The 22,227-nt window shown below is 73.4% G+C and carries 19 protein-coding genes; 5 read left to right on the forward strand and 14 right to left on the reverse strand.

Annotated features, from left to right (window positions below; translation table 11 throughout):
- Positions 1–67 precede the first annotated feature (67 nt).
- Both OG861_RS13940 and OG861_RS13945 read left to right on the forward strand, forming a co-directional pair.
- Positions 68–901, forward strand: coding sequence for an ABC transporter ATP-binding protein (locus tag OG861_RS13940; protein ID WP_443056572.1), 834 nt, complete (start codon positions 68–70; stop codon positions 899–901).
- The gene (locus OG861_RS13945; protein WP_329197221.1) at positions 898–2,544 is read left to right on the forward strand and encodes a transporter; all 1,647 of its coding nucleotides are present in this window, start codon (positions 898–900) and stop codon (positions 2,542–2,544) included. The genes OG861_RS13940 and OG861_RS13945 overlap by 4 nt, the downstream gene beginning before the upstream one ends.
- A 59-nt stretch (positions 2,545–2,603) precedes the next feature.
- Here the strand turns inward: OG861_RS13945 and OG861_RS13950 are convergent, their stop codons facing one another.
- The 3 genes from OG861_RS13950 to OG861_RS13960 form a co-directional block, all read right to left on the reverse strand.
- Complete coding sequence (locus OG861_RS13950; protein WP_329197219.1) at positions 2,604–4,235, reverse strand: CHAP domain-containing protein; 1,632 nt, start codon at positions 4,233–4,235, stop codon at positions 2,604–2,606.
- A 261-nt stretch (positions 4,236–4,496) separates the two neighbouring features.
- Positions 4,497–4,664 (reverse strand): hypothetical protein, encoded by a 168-nt coding sequence (locus tag OG861_RS13955; RefSeq protein ID WP_329197217.1) that lies wholly within the window; start codon positions 4,662–4,664, stop codon positions 4,497–4,499.
- A gap of 158 nt (positions 4,665–4,822) precedes the next feature.
- A complete protein-coding gene (locus OG861_RS13960; protein ID WP_329197215.1) occupies positions 4,823–5,182 on the reverse strand; it encodes a hypothetical protein in 360 nt (119 codons plus the stop codon).
- Between the two features lie 157 nt (positions 5,183–5,339).
- Between OG861_RS13960 and OG861_RS13965 the strand changes: the two genes are divergently transcribed.
- Positions 5,340–6,341, forward strand: a complete 1,002-nt coding sequence (locus OG861_RS13965; protein ID WP_329197213.1) for a LuxR C-terminal-related transcriptional regulator — start codon at positions 5,340–5,342, stop codon at positions 6,339–6,341.
- Between the two features lie 20 nt (positions 6,342–6,361).
- Here OG861_RS13965 and sigJ read toward each other — a convergent pair whose 3' ends face one another.
- The 3 genes from sigJ to OG861_RS13980 form a co-directional block, all read right to left on the reverse strand.
- Positions 6,362–7,255: an RNA polymerase sigma factor SigJ gene (sigJ, locus tag OG861_RS13970; RefSeq protein ID WP_329197212.1), complete on the reverse strand. Its 894-nt coding sequence runs from the start codon at positions 7,253–7,255 to the stop codon at positions 6,362–6,364.
- A gap of 98 nt (positions 7,256–7,353) precedes the next feature.
- The gene (locus OG861_RS13975; protein ID WP_329197210.1) at positions 7,354–8,253 is read right to left on the reverse strand and encodes an alpha/beta fold hydrolase; all 900 of its coding nucleotides are present in this window, start codon (positions 8,251–8,253) and stop codon (positions 7,354–7,356) included.
- Between the two features lie 267 nt (positions 8,254–8,520).
- Entirely contained in the window at positions 8,521–9,213 is a 693-nt protein-coding gene (locus OG861_RS13980; protein ID WP_329197209.1) for a metal-dependent transcriptional regulator, read from the reverse strand.
- A 254-nt stretch (positions 9,214–9,467) separates the two neighbouring features.
- Here OG861_RS13980 and OG861_RS13985 point away from each other — a divergent pair, with 254 nt between their 5' ends.
- Positions 9,468–10,223, forward strand: coding sequence for an SIS domain-containing protein (locus OG861_RS13985; protein WP_329197207.1), 756 nt, complete (start codon positions 9,468–9,470; stop codon positions 10,221–10,223).
- A gap of 87 nt (positions 10,224–10,310) precedes the next feature.
- On the opposite strand, the gene OG861_RS13990 is transcribed toward OG861_RS13985, so the two are convergent.
- Positions 10,311–11,690, reverse strand: a complete 1,380-nt coding sequence (locus tag OG861_RS13990) for a PAS domain-containing protein (RefSeq protein ID WP_329197205.1) — start codon at positions 11,688–11,690, stop codon at positions 10,311–10,313.
- Between the two features lie 478 nt (positions 11,691–12,168).
- Complete coding sequence (gene pdxH, locus OG861_RS13995) at positions 12,169–12,831, reverse strand: pyridoxamine 5'-phosphate oxidase (RefSeq protein ID WP_329197203.1); 663 nt, start codon at positions 12,829–12,831, stop codon at positions 12,169–12,171.
- A 200-nt stretch (positions 12,832–13,031) separates the two neighbouring features.
- On the opposite strand from pdxH, the gene OG861_RS14000 reads away from it, so the two are divergent.
- Positions 13,032–14,138 carry a citrate synthase 2 gene (locus OG861_RS14000; RefSeq protein ID WP_190182847.1) on the forward strand — a complete coding sequence of 369 codons (1,107 nt, stop codon included), beginning with the start codon at positions 13,032–13,034 and terminating at the stop codon, positions 14,136–14,138.
- An 87-nt stretch (positions 14,139–14,225) separates the two neighbouring features.
- On the opposite strand, the gene OG861_RS14005 is transcribed toward OG861_RS14000, so the two are convergent.
- The 6 genes from OG861_RS14005 to OG861_RS14030 all read right to left on the reverse strand — a co-directional run bounded on the left by OG861_RS14005 (position 14,226) and on the right by OG861_RS14030 (position 22,203).
- On the reverse strand, positions 14,226–14,837 hold the full coding sequence (locus OG861_RS14005; RefSeq protein WP_329197198.1) for a TetR/AcrR family transcriptional regulator: 612 nt from the start codon (positions 14,835–14,837) through the stop codon (positions 14,226–14,228).
- Positions 14,825–15,562, reverse strand: a complete 738-nt coding sequence (locus tag OG861_RS14010) for an enoyl-CoA hydratase family protein (protein WP_329197197.1) — start codon at positions 15,560–15,562, stop codon at positions 14,825–14,827. Before OG861_RS14010 ends, OG861_RS14005 begins: the two co-directional genes overlap by 13 nt.
- Before the next feature lie 242 nt (positions 15,563–15,804).
- Positions 15,805–16,968: an acyl-CoA dehydrogenase family protein gene (locus tag OG861_RS14015; protein WP_330261716.1), complete on the reverse strand. Its 1,164-nt coding sequence runs from the start codon at positions 16,966–16,968 to the stop codon at positions 15,805–15,807.
- Positions 16,965–18,923, reverse strand: a complete 1,959-nt coding sequence (locus OG861_RS14020) for an ATP-binding protein (RefSeq protein ID WP_329197192.1) — start codon at positions 18,921–18,923, stop codon at positions 16,965–16,967. The genes OG861_RS14015 and OG861_RS14020 overlap by 4 nt, the downstream gene beginning before the upstream one ends.
- Before the next feature lie 8 nt (positions 18,924–18,931).
- Positions 18,932–20,530: an acyl-CoA carboxylase subunit beta gene (locus OG861_RS14025; RefSeq protein WP_329197190.1), complete on the reverse strand. Its 1,599-nt coding sequence runs from the start codon at positions 20,528–20,530 to the stop codon at positions 18,932–18,934.
- Positions 20,527–22,203 carry an acyclic terpene utilization AtuA family protein gene (locus tag OG861_RS14030; RefSeq protein ID WP_443056775.1) on the reverse strand — a complete coding sequence of 559 codons (1,677 nt, stop codon included), beginning with the start codon at positions 22,201–22,203 and terminating at the stop codon, positions 20,527–20,529. Before OG861_RS14030 ends, OG861_RS14025 begins: the two co-directional genes overlap by 4 nt.
- Positions 22,204–22,227 lie beyond the last annotated feature (24 nt).

Consider the following 22,227-nt stretch of genomic DNA (forward strand, 5'->3'; position numbering starts at 1 on the left):
CCGACTCGTTCCCTCCTCATATGGTGAGGAAAGTACGACCACGGGGATCAGAACGAGAGGCAGGCGCATGCCGGACCAGGGTGATGCGACGACGGGCATGACGGGCGGCTCAGCGGGTGGCGTGCGATCCGCGCCGCCCGCCGCCGTGCGGATAGAGGGGCTGTGGAAGCGGTTCGGCGAGCAAGTGGCCGTGGCCGGTATCGACCTGGAGATCCCGGCGGGCCGGTTCATCGGGCTCGTCGGACCGAACGGCGCGGGCAAGACGACCACGCTGTCGATGGTGACCGGACTGCTGCGCCCCGACATGGGACGGGTGTTCGTCGCAGGGCACGACGTCTGGGCCGACCCGGTCGAGGTGAAGTCGCGGATCGGCGTCCTGCCGGAGGGCCTGCGGCTCTTCGAGCGGCTCTCCGGCCGGGAACTGCTCGGCTACATGGGCCGGCTGCGCGGTCTGCCGGGCGAGGAGACGGACAAGCGGGCGACGCAGCTGCTGGACGTGCTGGACCTCGCCGGCTCGCAGCACAAGCTGGTCGTGGACTACTCGACCGGCATGCGCAAGAAGATCGGCCTGGCGGCCGCGTTGCTCCACAACCCGGAAGTCCTTTTCCTGGACGAGCCGTTCGAGGGTGTCGACCCGGTGTCCGCGCAGACGATCCGCGGAGTGCTGGAACGTTACACCGCCTCCGGTGCCACCGTCGTGTTCTCCTCCCACGTGATGGAGCTCGTCGAGTCGCTGTGCGACTGGGTGGCCGTCATGGCCGGCGGCCACATCCGCGCCGCGGGCCCGCTGGCGGACGTACGGGGTGACGCGCCCTCCCTCCAGAACGCGTTCCTGGAACTCGTCGGGGCGCAGGACCGCGCCGCGGGCGAGTCCCTGGACTGGCTGGGCGGCGGCCGATGAGCGCCCCGGTCACCGCGGCCGCCCCGACGGCACCCGTCACCGCCGCCCCGGCCCCCTCCCTGACGCGGCTCTTCGTCCGTCTCAAGCTGTCGCTGCTCAAGAACGGGCTGAAGGGCTCCTCGAAGCGCAAGGCGGCCTGGTTCGGCACCCTCGCGCTGGCGTTGGTGGTGGGCTTCTTCGTCACGCTGGGGCTGGCCCTGCTGCACGGCAACGCGCATGCGGGGACGGTCGTCGTGATCCTCGCGGCGATCCTGGCGCTGACCTGGAGCTTCATGCCGCTGTTCTTTCCGAGCGGTGACGAGACTCTCGACCCGAGCCGGCTGGTGATGCTGCCGCTGCGCCCGCGTCCGCTCGTCCGGGCCCTGCTGGCGTCCTCGCTGGTCGGCATCGGGCCCCTGTTCACGCTCTGCCTGGCCGTCGGCTCGGTGGTGGCGGTCGCGCGGGACGCGGCCGGGACGGTGTTCGCCGTCCTCGCCGTTCCGCTGCTGCTGCTGTTCTACGTGAGCCTGGCGCGGGCCGTGGCCACCGCCAACGTACGGTTGCTGTCCAGCCGCAAGGGCCGTGACCTCGCGCTGCTCAGCGGCCTGCTGATCGCGATCGGCGCCCAGGTGGCCAACTTCGCCAGTCAGCGCCTGTTCCAGCCGGGCGGACTGGCCCACCTGGAGCCGGCGGAGGCGGTGGTCCGCTGGCTGCCGCCCGCGACGGCGGTGGGCATGGTGGACTCAGCGAGCAAGGGCGACTACGCGGTCGCCGCTGCCCAGCTGGTGATCACGCTCACCGCCCTGGCCGGGCTCGTGTGGTTCTGGGAGCGCAGCCTGACCAAGCTGATGGTCACTCCGGACGGTTCGACCCTCGCGGCCGCCGCGCCGCGCAAGGACCGCGAGGCCGGCACGGGCTTCTGGGCCCTGCTGCCCGGCGGCCGCACGGGCGCCGCGATGCAGCGCACCCTGCGGTACGTGCTGCGCGACCCGAAGACGAAGTCGGCCTGGGTGACGGCGCTGGCCGTGGGCCTGATCGTGCCGGTGTTCAACGCCCTCCAGGGGACCGGCTCGCTCTACCTCGCCTGTTTCGGCTCGGGCATGCTCGGCATCCAGATGTACAACCAGTTCGGGCAGGACACCTCCGCGTTCTGGATGGTCGCGCAGACCCTGTCGAGCCCGCGCGACGTCTTCGTGGAGATGCGGGCCCGCGCCGGGGCGCTGGCCCTGGTCACCGTCCCGTACACGGTCCTGGTCACGGCGGTCACCGCCGGGCTGGTCGGCAACTGGTCCTACTTCCCCGCGGCCCTGGGCCTGGCGCTGGCCCTGCTGGGCGCGATGCTGTGCACGGGCGCGCTGGCCTCGGTCCGTTTCCCGTACTCGATCCCCACGGACGGCGCGTTCAAGAACGTGGCGCCGGGCCAGGCCGGGCTCGCCTGGCTGAGCATCTTCGGCGGCATGCTCGCTTCGGCGGTGATCTGCGCCCCGGTGATCACGGTGACGGTCTACTTCGCCACCACCCCGGAACAGCAGTCCCTCGCCTGGACGGTCCTGCCGCTGGGCATCGTATGGGCCGCCCTGGCGGCCTGGGCGGGCCTGCGCCTGGCGGCCCCCCTGGCGGCCCGCCGCATCCCCGAGATCCTGACGGCGGTCAGCAAGGGCTGACGGCCGGAGCCCGGCCCGCGCTCCCGAGGGAGTGCGGGCCGGGCTCTTGCGTGTCCCGGTCAGACCGTGGGGAACTTCGCCGTGAAGGCGCTCGGGACGCTGACCACGTCGTTGAAGCTGAGCTTGCCCTCGCCGAACTGGTCGGCGGTCATCGCCTTCTTCTTGCCGGCGGTGACCTGCCAGACGGTGTTGCTGTCGGGCGACAGCAGCATCGTGCCGTCGGCCGGGGCGGCCTTCGCGGCGGCGGACCGCAGCCACTCGCCCGGCGCACCCTCCAGCGGACGCTTGTCGTAGCCGAAGGCCGTGAAGTCCGCATAGGTCAGCGGGACCGCGACCCCGCCCGCCATCACGTAGACCGTCGAGTCGGCGCCCGAGGCGTCCTTCACGATCGTGCCGTTGGAGACCTGGGTGGCCACCGTCGAGGCCAGCCAGCCGCCGGGGACACCCATCAGGGAACGCTTGTCGTATCCGTTGGCGGTCCACTCGGCGGCCGAGATGTGCAGCGCCGCTCCGTTCAGCATCACGTAGCGGGACGGGTCGGTGCCCGACTGGTCCATCAGGACGGTGCCGGTCGAGGGGACCTTCTTCGCCGCGGCCTTCAGCCACTCGCCCGGAACGCCCATCAGCGTCTGCGTGTTGTACTCGTCGGCGGTCCACTCAGTGCCCGAGATGTAAAGGGCCGCGCCGTCGACCATCACGTAACGCTTCGGGTCCTTGCCGGTCTGGTCCATCACCACGATGCCGGTCGTCAGCTGCCGCTGCGCGGCGTTCTGCAGCCAGGCGGTGGGAACCCCCATGTCGGCACGGGTGTTGTAGCCGGCCGCGGTCCAGTCCTCGGCTCCGATCAGCAGCGCCGTGCCGTCGATGATCACGTAGCGGTTGGCGCCGCCGGCCAGGTCGTGGACCACGGTGCCGGAGGCGGGGGCGCTCGGCAGGGCCCGGAAGGCCGTGTCGTCCACCAGCACGATCTTGCTCAGGTCGTACTTGTCCGGGGTGACGTCGGATGCCGCGACCGGGATGCCCGCACCGTTGATGATGACCTTGACGTCCGGGCCGTTCGGCGACTTCACCAGCGTTCCGGCGGGCAGGGTGGCCGGGTTGGGGAGCGTGGGGGTGTTGCTGCCGGCCGGCGAGACGTAGCCGCTGATCCGCTGGCCCCAGGGAGCCGAGCCGACGCTGTAGGAGGAGGTGGAGTTGGTGCTGACGTGGCCGGGCCTGCCGCCCTGGTTGCCGCCGGTGATGGTGACCGAGCCGCCGGAGACCGCGGTGACGAGGGCCACGTGGTCGGCGTAGTCGCTGCCGTTGTAGTTGTAGACGACCGCGTCACCGACGTGCGGCGTGCTGGAGATCGTCCCGTACTTCTTGCCGTAGTCCATGAAGCTGGCCGCTCTGTCGTCCAGGGTGGACAGACCGGTGACCCCGTTGCGGGCCCAGACCCAGCCGGCGAAGTCCGCACACCAGGCGTGGGCCGTGGTGGTGCCGCCGTAGCAGCTGCTGGACTGGTTGGGGCCGCCGACGTACCCGCCGTGGGCGCAGGCCCCGTTGCCGTTCTCGGCGCGGGCCGTGGCCGAGATGCCGTCGGTCAGCGGCGAGGCGCTGGCGGGGGCGGCACCGACCGCGGTGAGCACGGTGACGGCCAGGGCGGAGGCGGAGGTGAGGCGGATGGCGGTGGCCTTGAGGGCGCGGGACATGGCGAAGCTCCTGACGGGGCGGTGAGAGAAGTGTGGGGGCGCTGCGGTGGCCGCAGGCGCGGGCCTGGTGAAGGCCGGAAGTCGGGGGGCGCTGCGGTGACCGCGGGCGGGGGCCTGGCGAAGGCCGGAAGTCGGGGGGGGCGTCGCGCCGTGATCACGCGGACGGCTGCCCTGCAGGAGCAGCTGTCAGGCGGGTGGCACGGGGCGCCGGGTGGAGCGGTGGGGCAAGCGGTGGCGCAAGCGGTCTGCCCGGAAGGGGTGTTACTCCCAGACGGTGGTGGACTTGCCGGCCGGGGCCGTCTCCCACACGGTGGTGGCGGTGGTGTGGGCGGTGTGGGCGGCGGTCAGCTGGGAGGCCGCTACCGGGGCGAGGGCGGCGAGGGCGAAGGTGGTGACCGCGGCGGCCTGGGCGAAGCGGGTGCGAAGCATGGCAGAGGTCCTTTTGCGAGAGCTGGGGCGAAGCGGTTTCGGTGTCCGGATTCGCGTCCCGCGGTGACGTCTCTTCCGGTCTCGCCTGCCGGGTCCGTGTGCTGTTCCCTGCTGGCGATCACTACTTTCGTCGCAGGTCAGGGGCTATGGAAGGGCTTTCAGGTGGACGGAAACGGCCCTGGACCAATCCGGCCAGCAAGGCCGGAAGCGGCCTCCAGGAGCCGCTCGTAGTACGCCGTCACCAAGGGCGCGCCGACCCGGCCGACCGACCATCCGCTCAGCTCGGGGACCGCCCTCGTCGCACGGCGGCACAGCGCCTCCGCGCGGTGTTCCGCCTCCTCCAGGCCGTCCGCGAGGAGGTAGACCCCGAGGACGGGGGACGGCTGCGCGTGCGGGTGGGCGGAGACGTGCTCCACCGGGATGTGGGCGGGCGCCTGGGCGCGCACGAGATCGGCTGCTTGTGGCGGAAGGGCAGCTTCCGCCGACGGGGCGCGCAGGCCCACGTGGATGAGGTACATGCGCGCCACTCTGCCGAACCCCGCGGAGCGGCCACAGGGCTCTGACCTGGACTGTTGGGGCCCTGGCCGGAACCGTCCACGCGCTTTGCCCATCGGTGACGACGTGCGACGATGCAGTCACCTTGTTCGAAAAAGGGCTCACACGGGGGGAACCGCTGTGCTCGCCACTCTCGGCCTCGACGCCACGTCAGAGGCCGTCTACCGCACCATGCTCGCTCACCCGGCGGAGGGCGTTGCCACCCTCGCCGACCGCCTCGGCGCACCCGAAGGGGACGTCCGGCGCAGCCTGGACCTCCTCAGCGAACTGGCGCTGGTCCGTCCGTCCTACGAGCGGCAGGGTCAGCTGCGCGCGGTGTCGCCCGAGGTCGGCATGGAGCTCCTCATGGCGCGCCAGCAGGCGGAACTCGCCGCCCAGCAGCTGCGGATCGAGGCCTCACGGGCCGCGGCCACGCAACTCATCGCCGAGTTCGCCGACCTGACGCCGGCCTCGTCCAGCCCGGGTGTGGAGCAGCTGCTGGGCCTGGACGCCATCCGTGACCGGATCGCGGGCCTGGCGCACGAGGCCCGCACCGACCTGATGACGTTCGCACCGGGCGGCGGGCACCGTGCGGAGAGTCTGGAAGCGTCGAAACCCAATGACCAGGCGCTGCTCGGCCGGGGTGTGCGGATGCGCTCGCTCTTCCTCGACAGCGTCCGCAACAGTCAGACGACGGTGGCCTACGCGACCTGGCTGGGGGAACTCGGCGGCGAGGTGCGGACCGCTCCGGAGCTGCCCACCCGGCTGATGATCTTCGATAAGTCGACCGCCGTCATCCCGGTCAGCAGCGAGGACAGCGCGGCGGGCGCGGTGGTGCTGACCGGGGAGGGCACGCTGATGGCGCTCTGCGCGCTCTTCGACAACGTCTGGGGTGCCGCGCGCCCGCTGGGGACGGCCGGGACGGCCCGTGACGAGGGCGGCCTCAGCCCGCAGGAGACCACCGTCATCCGGCTGCTGGCCCAAGGCCTGACGGACGAGGCGATCGCCAAGCGGCTGGCGGTCTCCTCGCGCACCGCCCGTCGGCTGGCCACGGACCTGATGGACCGGCTGAACGCCCGCAGCCGCTTCGAGTTCGGCGTACGGGCGGTCCAGCGCGGCTGGCTGCCCCACATGGCGGACTGAGCCCCCTGGGGCCTGAGCGCCTAGGACTCGGTCTCGATGCCGGCCAGGTCGAGCGAGGCGAGGCGGTCGGGGTCGCCGAGGGAGTCGATGCTGACGATCAGGCCGTCGGTGACGGTGAAGGCCATGACCGACAGTGGACGCCCGTTCTCGGAGACGACCACGCCCGCGGCGCCGTTGATCAGCGCCGGGCGGACGAACGGCGACAGGCCGCTGAACAGGAGCGCCTGCCCGGCCACGGTCCGGGCGCCGTTGACGACGACCATGCGGCCGGGGCGTGCCGCGCCGCCGTCGGAGCGCAGGACGATGTCGGGGTGCAGCACCGCGACGAGCGCCTCGAAGTCGCCTTCGCGGGCCGCGGCGAAGAACGCGTCGACCACCCGGCGCTGTGCGCCGAGGTCGGGGTCCGGGACGGCGGCCCGGCCCTGCACCCGGCGGCGCGCACGGCTCGCCAACTGCCGTACGGCCACGGGCGACTTCTCCAGCATCGGGGCGATCTCGTCGAAGGGCACGGCGAACATGTCGTGCAGCACGAACGAGAGCCGCTCGGCCGGCGAGAGCGACTCCAGCACCACCATCAGCGCCAGCCCCACCGAGTCGGCCAGCATCGCCTGCTGCTCGGGATCGGTCACCGCCTCACGGCTGACGACGGGATCCGGCATGAAGCTGCTCTCCAGCGGATCCTCGCGCCGGGCCGCACGTGAGCGCAGGGTGTCCAGGCACAGCCGCGACACCACGGTCGTCAGCCACCCGCCGAGGTTCTCCACCGCGCCGACGTCACTGCGGCCGAGCCGCAGCCAGGCCTCCTGCACGGCGTCCTCCGCCTCGCCGAGGGAGCCCAGCATCCGGTAGGCCACGGCTTTGAGGTGCGCGCGGTGCTCCTCGAACCGGTCGGCCAGCAGTTCATGTTCGTCCACGTCTCGCATCCCTCTCCACCACGCCCCGCCCGCGGGAGCCACCTCCCCGCATCCTCGGTGCCGGCGCGCGCGAACCGCTGGTGGTTTCTGCGAGTTTGTCAGGAAGCGGCCCTGACGCCGTCGAGGAAGGGCTCCAGGACCGCCCGCCAGGCGGCCGGCTGGTCGTAGTGCAGGTAGTGGCCGGCATCGGGGATCTCCGCGTACCGGCCGGCAGGCAGGACGCGGACCATCTCCTGGGCTTCGGCGCGGCCCAGTTCGCCGTCGAGCCCGCGCACGACCAGCGTGGGGCAGCGGACCTGGGCCAGCTCCTCCCAGTGCGCGTCGTGGACCCACGTCTCACGGGCCGTCAGCATCTGGCGGCGGGAGAAGAGGGGGCGCCAGCCGTCCTCGGCCTGGTGCATGACCTCGGCGAAGAACGCGCCGCGGCCGGGGTCGGGGCGGTCCACCCGGGGGTCGTCCTCGCCGAACCAGCGGCGGGCCGCGTCCTGGGTGGGGAAGGGCAGCGGCCAGCGGTGGAACCAGTCCTCCCACTCCCGCTGCGAGGCCTCGCCGAGCGCGGAGGCCCGCATGTCGCAGATGACCAGGGCCTCCACCAGCTCCGGGCGGCGGGCCGCGAGCTGCCAGGCGGTGAGGGCGCCCATGGAATGGCCGATCAGGGTGACGGGGGCGAGGCCGAGCTGTTCGACGGCGGCCTCGGCATCGGCGACGAAGGCTTCGCGCCCGAATGCGGCGGGAGACGGGGAGCCGGTCGGCGGACGGCCGCTCTGACCGTGCCCGCGCTGGTCCAGTGCCACGACCCGGCGGTCCTCGGCGAGCCAGCGGGCGGTTCCGGCCCAGTGCAGGGCGCGGCCCATCAGGCCGTGGAGTAACAGGACCGAGGGCCGCTCGGGTTCCTCGGGCGTACGGGGTTCGCCACGGGTCCCGCGGCCCGGTGCGAGGAACTCCCAGGCGGCCAGGCGTACGCCGTCGGCCCCTGTGACATCGATGCGCTGTACCACCGCAGATGCACCCCCTTCGATCCCCGTCAGGGTATCGAACCCGTATTCGAAAATGGCGCTCTCGCCGACAACACCGCTCTTTCGAGTGACCTTGCTCAAGGATTGGCCGCCGCTGCCGATGGAGATCCTTTCAGCAGGGAGGCGGGCCGCTCGGGGAAGACGGTCCGAAGGGGATGACCTTGAGAGCTCGGGGCTCCAGGTCAGTCAGGGGAGGATCGGTCCCGGCGCCGCAAGGCGCCGGGACCGCTTGCGTCACCCGCCGCGCCGTCAGCGCTTCGCGACGAACACGTGCGAGGCGATCTCCGCCCCCAGCTCCGCGGCCTCGCCGCCGCTGCCGACCAGCACCCCGCCCGGGGACTCCGTCACGCTGACCACCGACCCGGGCTGCACCCCGGCCCGCCGCAGCGTGTACATCAGCTGGGCGTCGGTCTGGATCGGCTCGCCGATCCGGCGCACCACCACGGTCTTGCCCTCGGCGCCCGGGTCCAGCTCCGAGAGGCTGACCATGCCGGCCTCCAGGAACGGGTCCGCCTCGGCCTTCTCGCCCAGCTCCTCCAGCCCCGGGATCGGGTTCCCGTACGGCGACTCCGTCGGGTGGCGCAGCAGCTCCAGCACCCGCCGCTCCACCGCCTCGCTCATCACGTGCTCCCAGCGGCAGGCCTCGGCGTGCACCTGCTCCCACTCCAGCCCGATGACGTCGACGAGCAGGCACTCGGCCAGCCGGTGCTTGCGCATCACGCGCGTCGCCAGCCGCCGCCCCTCCTCCGTCAGCTCCAGGTGCCGGTCGCTGGCGACGGCCACCAGGCCGTCGCGCTCCATCCGGGCGACCGTCTGGCTCACCGTCGGGCCGCTCTGATCGAGCCGCTCGGCGATCCGGGCTCGCATGGGGACCACGCCTTCCTCTTCCAGTTCGAGGATGGTGCGGAGGTACATCTCCGTCGTGTCGATCAGTCCGGACATTCGTGCCCCTCGGATTGCGTGCGCTGGCCCTGCCCCCAATTCTGACGCATCGGGCCGACAACCGTCCCGTGCCGAACGTCAAGGCCGGTACGGGACGTCCGCCCGGGCCCCTCCCACGCCCACGGGCTCCGCGCCCCCCGGATTGACGTTCGTATTGACACGCCCTTGGTCCAGACCGCACGGTGAGCGGCGGACACCGCGGCGGACACCGGCGCAACCCACCCGCACCCCACCCCTGGAAGGGCCTTCGGCGTATGAGCGAGAGCAAGCTGGCCGGGCAGTTCTTCGACGCCGCCATCGGCCTGCTGGAGCGGGTGCGGGACGAGGAAGCCGGGCCGATCGGCGCGGCGGGGGCGGCCATCGCCGACGCCGTCGCCGGCGGCAAGCGGCTCTTCGCCTTCGGCGCCGGGCACTCCTCGCTGCCCGCCCAGGACGTGGTCTACCGGGCCGGCGGGCTGGCCCTGATGAACTTCCTCGCCGTGCCCGGCACCGCGGGCATCGACGTCATGCCGGCCACCCTCGGAAGCGCCCTGGAGCGCGTCGACGGCCTCGCCGCGGCCGTTCTGGACAGCAGCCCGGCCGCCGAGGGCGACGTCCTCGTGATCATTTCCCTTTCGGGGCGCAACGCCCTGCCGGTCGAGATGGCCGTGAACGCCCGCGCCATCGGCCTCACGGTGATCGGCGTGACCTCCGTGGCGTACGCGACCGGGACCCGGTCGCGGCACGCGTCGGGCACCTTCCTCAAGGACCACTGCGACATCGTCCTCGACAGCAAGATCGCGGTCGGCGACGCCGAGCTGAGCCTCGACGGCATCGACGCGCCCTTCGCACCCGCCTCCACCGTCGTGACCTGCGCGATCATGCAGGCCGTGATGGCGGCGGCGGCCGGCGAACTGGCCACGCGCGGGCTGCAGCCGCCGCTGCTGCGCTCGGGCAACGTCGACGGCGGCCACGAGTGGAACGGCCGCGTCATGCAGGAGTACGGCGACCGGATCTTCTTCCGCCACTGAGGGCTGTCCGTGCGGCGCGGGCCGCCGAGGTCCGCGGGGGACGGCCCGGCCGGACGGGCGAAGGCCCCGGCCGGCGCCGCCCCCGGCTCAGAGGTCCGCCGGGCGGCCCGTCGTGTGGCGGGCCAGGTCCAGGTCCGCCGCGACCCGGGCCGCCACCTCCTCCGCGTACAGGGCGTCCGCGCGCTCGAACGCCGGGCGCGAGGCGCCCCGCAGGAACGTCAGCGCGCCCAGGGTCCGGCCCCGGCTGCGCAGCACCGTGCACAGGGCGTGCGCCGCGTCCGGGGGCCAGTGCCGGGCCCGCGCCCACGCCTCGGGCGGCTCCCCCGCCGGGACGCTGGCCCGCACCGGGCCGATCCGGTCCAGGGCCTGCAAGGCCGGGTGCATGCCCGCGTACCGGACCGGGATCGCGCCCGGCTCCGGCAGCAGCAGGGTCTGCCCCGACGGCGACACCGCCGAGCGGACGAGCCGTCTGCGGCGTCCGGGCACGGCCGGGTCGGTGCGCGGGTCCGCCGGGCCGTCGAGGACGTCGGGAACGTCCAGGACGTCCACCAGCGCGTGCTCCGCGAAACCGGCCAGGGCGAAGTCCAGCCGTACGGCGGCTGCCTCCGCCGGGTCCTCGCACTCGGCGGCGGCCCGCCCCGCCCGGTAGAGCTGGTTGGACCGGAACCGCAGCTGCCCGGTGTCCAGCTCGGCCTGCCTGGCCTCGGTGACGTCCTGGAACAGCCAGCCGACCCCGAGCGGCACCGGCAGCTCCGCCAGCGGCGAGGCCAGCCGCAGGAACCCCGAGCGCCAGCACCGCCTCCGCACCCCTTCCGGCGTACGGACCGAGACCCACAGCTCCAGCGGCGCGGGCGGGACCCCCTCCGCCAGCACGTGCTGGAGCGCGCCCTCCAGTTCCTCCACGCCCTGCGCCAGCAGCTCCCCGAGCGGTCGCCCCAGCAGGGCGGTGCGCCCGGACCCGAAGGCGCGGGCGGCGTGCAGGTTCACCACGGCCGGGCGTAAGTCGACGTCGACCAGGACGACCCCCCAGGAGGCGTCCTCCAGCAGCGCCTCGCTCAGGGCGATGGACCGCTCCAGGTCGATCTGCGCGTGCACCTCGCTGAACGCGCAGTAGACGCCGGCGGGCTTGCCGTCCGCGCCAGGCACCCCGGCGGACTGGGTCCGTACGAGGACCCGGCCGCCGTCCTTGGTCAGCAGCGCGAACTCGTGCACGTGCCGGCCGGGCGAGTCCTGGGCGGACATCAGCCGGTCCTCCACGTCGTGCGCGTCGGCCGCGCGCACCGCCCAGCCGGCGAACCCGCGCCGGCCGACGGCCTCGGCGGCGGTCCAGCCGAGGATCCGCTCGGCTTCGCGGTTCCAGTGGGTGATCACGCCGTCGGCGTCGAACGCGCACAGGGCGGCGTCCATCCCGTCCAGCAGCGCTGCGAGCAGATCGTCGGCGGTCTCGTTACGTCCGGAAACACTCACCTGGCACCCCCTGCAGGTGTTCGCGTATGCGGCACGTCAGATCATTGAACTGGAACGTGACGCAGCCCACACCCCCTTCCCCGAATCGTCCCGTTTTTTCCCCTCCGGCCGCCCGGGCGAAGTCGGGGCCGTAAATGCCTTGAGCGACTCGGGACGGGCTCGTAGGCTCTGCCGTACACGAGAAGGGAGGTGGTTCCCGAAATGTACGGAAACCGGACGCGTGAGGTGGCTGCGGGCTAAAGCGCCCGTCGTCGCACGCACCCAGTGCGGTGCCCGGCGGGAACGCCAGGCGCCAATCCCAAGCAGTCACCCGACCCGCGGGCTCGCCGGTACGTCCGGCCGGCTCCTCTCACTGCAGGAGAGGATCCCGAGCCCGCGGGTCGTCTGCATTTCCGGGGCTCCCCGCGCGCCCTGCGCTCTCCGGGCCTCCCGGACTCCCCGGATGTCCGGCCTCCCGGCCGTCCCTCCTGCGGGACCGCTACGGGCAGAGCCGCTCGACCCGCCACTGCCCGCCCTCGCGGACGTAGCGCAGCCGGTCGTGCAGCCGGTTCTCGTGGCCCTGCCAGAACTCCACCGCCTCGGGCACCACCCGCAGGCCTCCCCACTCCGGCGGCACCGGCACCTGCTCGCCCTCCGGGTAGCGCTCCGCCAGCTCCGCGTAGCGCCGGTCCAGCTCCGCCCGGGAGCCGATCACCTGGGACTGCGCACTCGCCCAGGCCCCCAGCTGCGAGCCGTGCGGGCGCGAACGGAAGTACGCGGCGGTCTCGTCGCGGCCGATCCGGGCGGCCGTACCCGTCACGATGACCTGGCGGGCGATCGGGTGCCAGGGGAACAGCAGCGACACGTACGGGTTCTCGGCGATCTCGACCCCCTTGCGGGAGGCGTAGTTGGTGAAGAAGACGAAGCCCCGCTCGTCGAACTGCTTGAGCAGCACCGTGCGGGAGCTGGGCCGCCCGTCGGCGGTCGCGGTCGAGACGACCATCGCGTTGGGTTCGAAGAGGTGCGACGCGGCGGTCTGCCGGAACCACAGCGCGAACTGCTGCATCGGGTCCCCGGCGAGGCTCTCCTCGTCGACGATCTCGGAGCGATAGTGCTTGCGCATGGTGGCGGGATCAAGGTCCTGGTGGGTCACGCGGGCCATCCTGCCGCAGTGCGACCGCCAGGGGTGTGCCGTATGTCACGCTTCCGCAGGCCATGCGGAACGGACAAAATCTTGGGGCCGGTCCGAGGGTCCCCGCACGGATGACCATCGGCCGTGCCGGGCATCAACGGGGATGACCGCGCCGGACCGCGAATCACGCCGGGAGCCGCGCGTGTTCGCACTATCTGAGGAGCCGCCTGATGTCCGACTTCGTACCCGGGCTCGAAGGGGTCGTCGCGTTCGAGACGGAGATCGCCGAGCCCGACAAGGAGGGCGGGTCCCTCCGCTACCGGGGGGTGGACATCGAAGACCTGGTCGGCCACGTCTCCTTCGGGAACGTGTGGGGCCTGCTGGTCGACGGTGCCTTCAACCCCGGTCTGCCGGCCGCCGAGCCCTTCCCGATCCCGGTGCACTCCGGTGACATCCGGGTCGACGTGCAGTCCGCGCTGGCGATGCTGGCCCCCGTGTGGGGTCTGAAACCGCTCCTCGACATCGACGAGCGGACGGCGCGGGACGACCTGGCGCGGGCGGCCGTGATGGCGCTGTCCTACGTCGCCCAGTCGGCCCGCGGCCAGGGACTGCCGATGGTGCCGCAGAAGGAGATCGACAAGGCCGAGTCCGTCGTCGAGCGGTTCATGATCCGCTGGCGGGGCGAGCCGGACCCCCGGCACGTCAAGGCCGTCGACGCGTACTGGACCTCCGCCGCCGAGCACGGCATGAACGCCTCCACCTTCACCGCTCGGGTGATCGCCTCCACCGGCGCCGACGTGGCGGCGGCGCTCTCGGGCGCCGTCGGGGCGATGTCCGGGCCGCTGCACGGCGGGGCGCCGTCCCGGGTCCTCGGCATGATCGAGGAGATCGAGCGCACCGGCGACGCCGTGGCCTACGTGAAGAAGGCCCTGGACAAGGGCGAGCGGCTGATGGGCTTCGGACACCGGGTCTACCGGGCCGAGGACCCGCGTGCCCGCGTGCTGCGGCGCACCGCCAAGGAGTTGGACGCGCCGCGCTACGAGGTCGCCGCCGCGCTGGAGAAGGCGGCGCTGGAGGAACTGCACGCGCGCCGTCCCGACCGGGTGCTCGCGACGAACGTGGAGTTCTGGGCGGCGATCATGCTGGACTTCGCGGAGGTCCCGGCGCACATGTTCACCTCGATGTTCACCTGCGCCCGCACGGCGGGCTGGTCGGCGCACATCCTGGAGCAGAAGCGCACGGGCCGCCTGGTCCGCCCGTCGGCCCGCTACATCGGCCCGAGCCGGCGGGACCCGCGCGACATCCAGGGGTACGCGGACATCGCCGAGACGGCCTGATCCGCCGCCCGCTGCGCCGGGGCGCCGCACCCCGGACGGGGGGCGGCGCCCGCGGTGTGCGCAGGGTGCCCGGGGTCGTCCGGGTGCTCAGGCTCCGAGCGCGGCGTCCAGGATGCGGGCCCATTGGGTGACGACGCGGGCCCGGCGGGCCGTGTCGTCGGACAGGACGTTGGCCAGGCCCAGGCCGCGGGCCATGTCGAGGAGGCCCTGCACGGTCTCCCGCACGCCCGGCACCGACTCGTCCGCGCCGAGCAGTTCGACGGCGATGCGGTGGGTCTCGCGGCCCACACGGGCTTCGAGCCCACTGACGTGCGGGCGCAGCTGCTCCTCGTTGGAGGCGGCGACCCACAGCTGGAGGGCGGCCCGGAAGAGGGTTCCGGTGTACAGGTCGACCAGGGCCTCGACCACGGCCGCGCGCGGGGCCGGGCCCGCGTGGAACAGCTCGCGCAGGGCGGTGGAGCGTTCCTCGGCGACGTGCTCCACGGCGGCCGTGAACAGCTTCTCGCGGGTCGGGAAGTGGTGCTGGGCCGCGCCGCGCGAGACCCCGGCCCGTTCGGCGACGACGGCGACGGTGGAACCGGCCCAGCCGTGTTCGGCCAGGCAGGAGACGGCGGCCTCCAGGAGGTGGCGGCGGGTCACGCGGCTGCGGGCCTGCTTGGGTCCGGCGGTCGTCGTCCCGGCGCCGGTCACCGTGCCCATGACGGGTCCCGGCGCTCGAAGCGGGCGGTGATGCCCTCGCGGGCCTCTTCGGAGGCGAAGTGGCGGGCCGACAGCTCGGTCAGGGCGGCGCCGTCCCCGGCGAGCGCGGCCCGGACCGGCGCGGTCAGCAGCCGTTTCGTCGCGGCGAGGGCCTGGGGGCCGGCTTTGCGCAGGCCCGCGAGGACGGGGGCGAGCACCTCGTCGACGTCCTCGCCGTGCAGGGTGAGCAGGCCGATCCGGGCTGCCTCCGCGGCGCCGAAGGCCTCGGCGGTCAGGAAGTACCGGGCCGCCGCGCGGGGGTCCAGGCGGGGCAGCAGCGGTGCGGAGATGACGGCCGGTACGACGCCCAGGTGGGTCTCGGTGAAGGCGTACGTGGACTGCGGCCCGGCGGCGGCGATGTCGCAGGCGCCGAGCAGCCCGAGGCCGCCGGCCCGTACGTGTCCGGTGACGCGGGCCACGACGGGCGTGGGGAGCTCCGCGATCTCCCGCAGCAGGGCCAGGAAGTCGGCCGGGGCGCAGGGGGACTTGAGATCGGCGCCGGAGCAGAAGGTGGTGCCGGTGTGGGTGAGCACGACGGCCCGGGCCGCCGGATCCGCACCGGCCCCGGCGAGGGCCGCGCGCAGCTCGCCGACGAGGGCTGCGGAGAGTGCGTTGCGGTTGGCCGGGGAGTCGAGGGTCAGCGTGGTGATGCCGGCCGCCTGGGCGGCGTGCACGAGTGGGGCCATGTCTCCTCCGGAGCTCTGCGCAGGTCGGGGAACCTCCCCGGTGGGGAGGGTATGCGCCCCGGGTCCGCCCGGCCGAAGCCCCCCTGCGGGGCGGCACCCCCGGCGGGTGGTCGGGCGCGGCCTCGGCGGGCGGGTCGGCCTGCCCGGCCGAGGCCCCGCCCGGGCCCCGTCCGGGGCGAGGCCCGGTCCGGCCCTGTCCGGGGCGAGGCCCTGTCCGGGGTCAGGCCCGGTCCGGACGGGCGCTAGTAGGACTTGGGGAGGCCCAGGGTCTGGTGGGAGACGAAGTTGAGGATCATCTCCCGGCTGACCGGGGCGATGCGGGCCACGCGGGACGCGGTGATGAGGGAGGCCAGGCCGTACTCGCGGGTGAGGCCGTTGCCGCCGAGGGTGTGGACCGACTGGTCCACCGCCCGGACGCAGGCCTCGGCGGCGGCGTACTTGGCCATGTTGGCGGCCTCGCCCGCGCCCATGTCGTCGCCCGCGTCGTACAGCAGCGCGGCCTTGCGCATCATCAGGCGGGCCAGTTCCAGTTCGATGTGGGACTGGGCCAGCGGGTGGGCGATGGCCTGGTGGGCGCCGACGGGCTCCTTCCACACCTGGCGGGTCTTCGCGTAGTCCACGGCCTTGGCCAGCGCGTACCGGCCCATGCCGAGGGCGAAGGCGGCGGTCATGATCCGCTCGGGGTTGAGCCCGGCGAACAGCTGGAGCAGCCCGGCGTCCTCCTCGCCGACCAGCGCGTCGGCGGGCAGCCGGACCTCGTCCAGAACCAGCTCGAACTGCTTCTCCGCTGCCTGGAGTTCCATGTCGATGACCGAGCGGGAGAACCCGGGCGCATCACGCGGCACGATGAACAGGCAGGGCTTGAGCCGCCCCGACGCGGCGTCCTCGGTGCGGCCGACGATCAAGGTGGCGTCCGCGATGTCCACGCCCGAGATGAACACCTTCCGCCCGCTCAGCACCCATGAGTCACCGTCCCGCCGGGCGGTGGTGGTGATGCGGTGCGAGTTGGACCCGGCGTCGGGTTCGGTGATGCCGAAGGCCATCGTGCGACTGCCGTCGGCCAGGCCGGGCAGCCACGCCCGCTTCTGCGCCTCGGTGCCGAAGCGGGAGATCACGGTGCCGCAGATGGCGGGCGAGACGACCATCATCAGCAGCGGACATCCGGCGGCGCCCAGCTCTTCGAGGACGATCGAGAGTTCGGTGATGCCACCGCCCCCGCCGCCGTACTCCTCGGGCAGGTTGACGCCGAGGTAGCCGAGCTTCGCGGCATCGGCCCACAGCTCCTCGGGGTGACGGCCTTCGCGGGCCGTGCGGGCGAGGTACTCGCGGCCGTAGCGCTGCCCGAGGGCGGCGACGGCCGCGCGCAGTACCTGGTGCTCTTCGGATTCCACAACGGAGTTGCTCATGCGGGCGTTTCCTCCTGGACTACGGCGAGCAGGGCGCCGAATTCGACCTGGTGGCCGGTTGCGGCGTGGAGCGCGGTGAGCGTGCCGGAGGCGGGCGCGACGATGCGGTGTTCCATCTTCATCGCCTCCAGCCAGAGCAGGGGCTGTCCGGCGGTGACGGCGCAGCCGGGGGCGAGGCCCTCGGCGACGCGCACGACGGTGCCGGGCATCGGAGCGAGCAGGGAGCCGGGTTCGGTGCGGTCCTCGGGGTCCGCGAACCGGGGCAGCCGGGTCAGGGTGTGGGCACCCGGCGCGCAGTCCACGTAGACCTCCGCCGGGCCGACACCCCCCTTGTTCGATTTGTGTTTCACGTGGAACACCCGCCGGACGCCGTCCACTTCGAGGGTGACCAGTCCCGGCTCAGCGGCCAGGACCCGGACACCGGGGTGGTCGACGGGCTGCGGGGGCCCGCTGCGCGCCGGGTGGTAGGCAACCTCGTATTCGGCGCCGGCCACGGCGTAGCGCCGTACCTGCGGCTGCGAGCGCAGGTTGCGCCAGCCGCCCAGCCGGGTCGCGAGCCCGGCCTCCGGTCCCGGCGCGGCGTCGGAGAGGGCCGCGGCGAGCGCGGCCAGGGACGCGGCCCGCTCCGCGTCCGGGGCGGGTTCGGTGAGCGCGGCGAGGTGGCGCTCGTAGAACCCGGTGTCGAGCTGCCCGGCGGTGAACTCCGGGTGCCGCAGGGACCGTACGAGGAGGTCCCGGTTGGTCGTCACGCCGTGGATCCGCGCTCCGGCGAGGGCATGGGCGAGACGGCGGACGGCCTCGGCCCGGGTCGGGGCGTGGGCGACGACCTTGGCCAGCATCGGGTCGTAGTGCACGCCGACGCCGTCCCCGTCCGCGAAGCCGGTGTCCACGCGCACCGCGCCGGGCACGGCGAGGGTGTGGAGCACCCCGGTCTGCGGGCGCCAGTCCCGGGCGGGATCCTCCGCGTACAGGCGGGCCACGACCGCGTGCCCGGCGGGCTCGGGGGGCGCCGGCGGCAGCGCCGCACCCTCGGCGATCCGCAGCTGGAGGGCGACGAGGTCGAGGCCGAAGACGGCTTCGGTGACGGGGTGTTCCACCTGGAGGCGGGTGTTCATCTCCAGGAAGTACGGGCGGCCGTCGGCGGTCACGAGGAACTCGACGGTACCGGCGCCCTCGTAGGAGACGGCCCGGGCGGCGGCCACGGCGGCCTGGTGGAGGCGCTCGCGCAACGGTCCCGGCAGGCCGGGTGCGGGGGCCTCCTCGATCACCTTCTGGTGGCGCCGCTGGAGCGAGCAGTCGCGGGTGCCGAGCGCCCAGACGGTGCCGTGGGCGTCGGCCAGTACCTGCACCTCCACGTGGCGGCCCCGTTCGACGTACGGCTCGGCGAACACCTCGTCGTCGCCGAAGGCGGAGCGGGCCTCCGCCCGGGCGGCCTCCAGCTCCTCCTTGAGGCGGTCGAGGTCCCGTACGACGCGCATCCCGCGGCCGCCGCCGCCCGCCGCGGCCTTGAGCAGCAGGGGCAGGTCGGCGGCGGTGACCCCGGCCGGGTCGACGGGGTCCAGGAGCGGCACGCCGGCCGCGCGCACGAGCTCCTTGGCCCGGGTCTTGGAGGCCATGGCCTCGATGGCCTCGGGCGGCGGGCCGATCCAGGTCAGCCCGGCCTCGCGCACGGCACGCGCGAAGCCGGCGTTCTCGGAGAGGAACCCGTAGCCGGGGTGCACGGCGTCGGCTCCCGCCGCGAGGGCGGCCCCCACGAGCAGGTCGGCGCGCAGGTAGGTGTCGGCGGGCGCGGTGCCGGGCAGCCGTACGGCCGCGTCGGCGCGGCGCACGTGCAGGGCGTCGGCGTCGGCATCGGAGTGCACGGCGACGGTGGCCAGGCCCAGGTCACGGGCGGTCCGGAAGATCCGTACGGCGATCTCGCCGCGGTTGGCGACGAGCAGCGAGGTGATGGTCATCTGCGGGCTCACATCCGGAAGACGCCGAAGCCGCCACGGGCGCCCTCGACGGGGGCGTTGTGGACGGCCGACAGGCACAGGCCGAGGACGGTACGGGTGTCGCGCGGGTCGATGACCCCGTCGTCGTACAGCCGCCCGGACAGGAACATCGGCAGGGACTCCGACTCGATCTGCGCCTCCACGTAGGCGCGCATCCCGGCGTCGGCCTCCTCGTCGTAGGGCCGGCCCTTCGCGGCGGCGGACTGCCGGGCGACGATCGACAGCACACCGGCCAGCTGCGCGGGCCCCATGACGGCGGACTTGGCGCTGGGCCAGGCGAAGAGGAACCGCGGCTCGTAGGCCCGGCCGCACATGCCGTAGTGGCCGGCGCCGTAGCTGGCTCCGATGAGGACGGACAGGTGCGGGACGCGGGAGTTGGAGACGGCGTTGATCATCATCGAGCCGTGCTTGACGATGCCGCCCTGTTCGTACTCCTTGCCGACCATGTAGCCGGTGGTGTTGTGGAGGAACAGCAGCGGGATGTCACGCTGGTTGGCGAGCTGGATGAACTGGGCGGCCTTCTGCGACTCGGCGCTGAACAGCACGCCTTGGGCGTTGGCGAGGATGCCGACGGGATGGCCGTGCAGGCCGGCCCAGCCGGTGACCAGGCTGGTGCCGTAGAGGGGCTTGAACTCGTCGAAGTCGGAGGCGTCGACGATCCTGGCGATGACCTCGCGCGGGTCGAAGGGCGTCCTCAGGTCCTCGGGGACGATGCCGAGGAGTTCCTCGGGGTCGTACAGCGGCTCGGGTGCGGCCGGCGGATCCTGGTACGGCTTGCGGTGGTTGAGCCGGGCGACGATCCGGCGGGCCTGGCGGATGGCGTCGTACTCGTCGAGGGCGTAGTGGTCGGCGAGACCGGAGGTCCGCGCGTGCATGTCGGCCCCGCCGAGGGACTCGTCGTCGCTCTCCTCGCCGGTCGCCATCTTGACCAGGGGCGGACCGCCGAGGAACACCTTCGAACGGTCCTTGATCATGACGGTGTGGTCGGACATCCCGGGGATGTACGCGCCTCCGGCGGTGGAGTTGCCGAAGACGACGGCGACCGTGGGGATGCCGTCGGCCGACAGCCGGGTGATGTCCCGGAAGACGGCGCCGCCCGGGATGAAGATCTCCTTCTGCGAGGGCAGGTCCGCGCCGCCGGACTCCACGAGGCTGACGCAGGGCAGCCGGTTCTGCCGGGCGATCTCGTGGGCCCGCAGGGCCTTCTTGAGGGTCCAGGGGTTGCTGGCGCCGCCGCGGACGGTGGGGTCGTTGGCGGTGATCAGGCACTCGACGCCCTCGACGGTGCCGATGCCGGTGATCATCGAGGCTCCCACCGGGTAGTCGCTGCCCCACGCGGCGAGCGGGGACAGTTCGAGGAACGGCGTGTCGGGGTCCAGCAGCAGCTCGACGCGTTGGCGGGCCAGGAGCTTGCCGCGGCCGAGGTGGCGGGCGGTGTACTTCTCGCCGCCCCCGCGCAAGGCGCCCTCGTGCTGCGCGTCCAGTTCGGCGAGGCGCTCCAGGGCGGCGGCGCGGGCCGCGGTGTGCTCGGGCGCGTTCGGGTCGACGGTCGTGGTCAGGCGGGTCATGAGCCGGTCCCCTCCGGGGCGGACAACAGGTGGTCCGGGATGTCGAGGTGGCGGGCGCGCAGCCATTCGCCGAGCGCCTTGCCCTGGGGGTCGAAGCGGTGGGCGGAGGCGACGCCGTCGCCGAGGATGCCGGTGACGGTGAAGTTGAGGGCGCGCAGGTGGGGCAGGACGTGCCGGGTGACGGGCAGGGCCGCGGTCTCCGGCAGCAGCTCCCGCAGCAGCTCGGTGGTCAGCGTGCGCCGCAGCCACGCCCAGGCGTCGTCGCTCTCGACCCAGACGCCGATGTTGGCGTCCCCGCCCTTGTCGCCGCTCCGCGCCCCGGCCAGCCGCCCGAGCGGCGCCCTGGTGACCCCCGCGTCCCCGGCCCCGGGCGCAGGCCCGGGCGGTTGCGACGGCGGCTCCGACGGCGGCTCCGGTGGCGGCTCCGGTGGGGTCTGCGGTGCGGCGCTCACCGGCGCGGCCGGGATGCGGAGGCGGGTGCCGTCCGGGAGGACCGCCGTGTGCGGGACCTCGGCGGCCGGGACGGACTCCGCGGTGAAGACCCCGTACGGCTGCGCCGGGCCCGGCGGGGCCGTGACGTGGAAGCCCGGGTAACTCGCCAGCGCCAGCTCGATCGCCGCCGAGGTCAGCGACCGTCCCACCCGGTCCGGGGACGGGTCCCGCACCACCAGGCGCAGCAGTGCGCTCGCCGTCTCCTGCGTCGGCGCGTCCTCGTGGTCCGTGCGGGACAGCGTCCAGTCCACGACGGCCACCTCCCGCAGCGCGTCCGCGAGTTGCTCCCGGACCAGCCCGGCCTTCTCCTCGATGTCCAGGCCGGTCAGCACGAACACCACCTCGTTGCGCCAGCCCCCCACCCGGGTCACCCCCACCTTGAGGGTGTCCGGCGGCGGTTCCCCCACGACCCCCGAGATCCGCACCCGGTCCGGCCCGGCCGGCGCCAGCCGGACCGTGTCCAGGCGGGCCGTCACGTCGGGGCCGGGGTACCGCGCGCCGTGGGTCTCGTAGAGGAGCTGCGCGGTGACCGTGCCGGGAGTGACGGCCCCGCCGGTCCCCGGGTGCTTCGTGATCACCGACGAGCCGTCCTCGCAGACCTCCGCGAGCGGGAACCCGGGGCGGCCCACGTCGTGCCGCGTGAAGAAGGCGTAGTTGCCACCGGTGGCCTGCGTCCCGCACTCCAGGACGTGTCCCGCCACCACCGCCCCCGCCAGCCGGTCGAAGTCGTCCGGCGCCCAGTCGAACCACCAGGCGGCAGGCCCGCTGACCAGCGCGGCGTCCGTGACCCGGCCGGTGACGACCACGTCCGCGCCCGCCCGCAGGCAGGCCGCGATCCCCGCGCCGCCGAGGTAGGCGTTGGCCGTGAGCGCATCACCGCGCGCGGACGCGTACGGCGTCAGGTCGTCACCCTCCACGTGCGCCACCGCCACGGGGACGCCCGTCTTCGCGGCCAGCTCGCGGATCGCGGCCGCGAGTCCGGCCGGGTTGAGGCCGCCCGCGTTGGTGACGATCCGTACGCCCCGCTCGTGCGCGAGGCCCAGGCTCTCCTCCAGCTGGCGCAGGAAGGTCTTCGCGTAGCCGAGTTCCCGGTCCTTCAAGCGGTCGCGGCCGAGGATCAGCATGGTCAGCTCGGCCAGGTAGTCCCCGGTCAGGACGTCCAGCGGGCCGCCCGTCAGCATGTCGCGCACCGCGTCGAAACGGTC

Source organism: Streptomyces sp. NBC_00539, from assembly GCF_036346105.1.
Classification (GTDB): Bacteria; Actinomycetota; Actinomycetes; order Streptomycetales; family Streptomycetaceae; genus Streptomyces.

What these genes read in the sequence shown, in the direction of transcription:
- OG861_RS14010 (WP_329197197.1), bottom strand. Translation starts at nt 15,562, where the DNA reads ATGGCCCCACTCGTGCACGCCGCCCAGGCGGCCGGCATCACCACGCTG.
- OG861_RS13960 (WP_329197215.1), bottom strand. Translation starts at nt 5,182, where the DNA reads ATGTACCTCATCCACGTGGGCCTGCGCGCCCCGTCGGCGGAAGCTGCC.
- OG861_RS13955 (WP_329197217.1), bottom strand. Translation starts at nt 4,664, where the DNA reads ATGCTTCGCACCCGCTTCGCCCAGGCCGCCGCGGTCACCACCTTCGCC.
- OG861_RS13980 (WP_329197209.1), bottom strand. Translation starts at nt 9,213, where the DNA reads ATGTCCGGACTGATCGACACGACGGAGATGTACCTCCGCACCATCCTC.
- OG861_RS13985 (WP_329197207.1), top strand. Translation starts at nt 9,468, where the DNA reads ATGAGCGAGAGCAAGCTGGCCGGGCAGTTCTTCGACGCCGCCATCGGC.
- pdxH (WP_329197203.1), bottom strand. Translation starts at nt 12,831, where the DNA reads ATGGCCCGCGTGACCCACCAGGACCTTGATCCCGCCACCATGCGCAAG.
- OG861_RS13950 (WP_329197219.1), bottom strand. Translation starts at nt 4,235, where the DNA reads ATGTCCCGCGCCCTCAAGGCCACCGCCATCCGCCTCACCTCCGCCTCC.
- OG861_RS14025 (WP_329197190.1), bottom strand. Translation starts at nt 20,530, where the DNA reads ATGACCCGCCTGACCACGACCGTCGACCCGAACGCGCCCGAGCACACC.
- OG861_RS13940 (WP_443056572.1), top strand. Translation starts at nt 68, where the DNA reads ATGCCGGACCAGGGTGATGCGACGACGGGCATGACGGGCGGCTCAGCG.
- OG861_RS13945 (WP_329197221.1), top strand. Translation starts at nt 898, where the DNA reads ATGAGCGCCCCGGTCACCGCGGCCGCCCCGACGGCACCCGTCACCGCC.
- OG861_RS14005 (WP_329197198.1), bottom strand. Translation starts at nt 14,837, where the DNA reads ATGGGCACGGTGACCGGCGCCGGGACGACGACCGCCGGACCCAAGCAG.
- OG861_RS14000 (WP_190182847.1), top strand. Translation starts at nt 13,032, where the DNA reads ATGTCCGACTTCGTACCCGGGCTCGAAGGGGTCGTCGCGTTCGAGACG.
- OG861_RS14020 (WP_329197192.1), bottom strand. Translation starts at nt 18,923, where the DNA reads ATGACCATCACCTCGCTGCTCGTCGCCAACCGCGGCGAGATCGCCGTA.
- OG861_RS14030 (WP_443056775.1), bottom strand. Translation starts at nt 22,203, where the DNA reads ATGCTGACGGGCGGCCCGCTGGACGTCCTGACCGGGGACTACCTGGCC.
- OG861_RS14015 (WP_330261716.1), bottom strand. Translation starts at nt 16,968, where the DNA reads ATGAGCAACTCCGTTGTGGAATCCGAAGAGCACCAGGTACTGCGCGCG.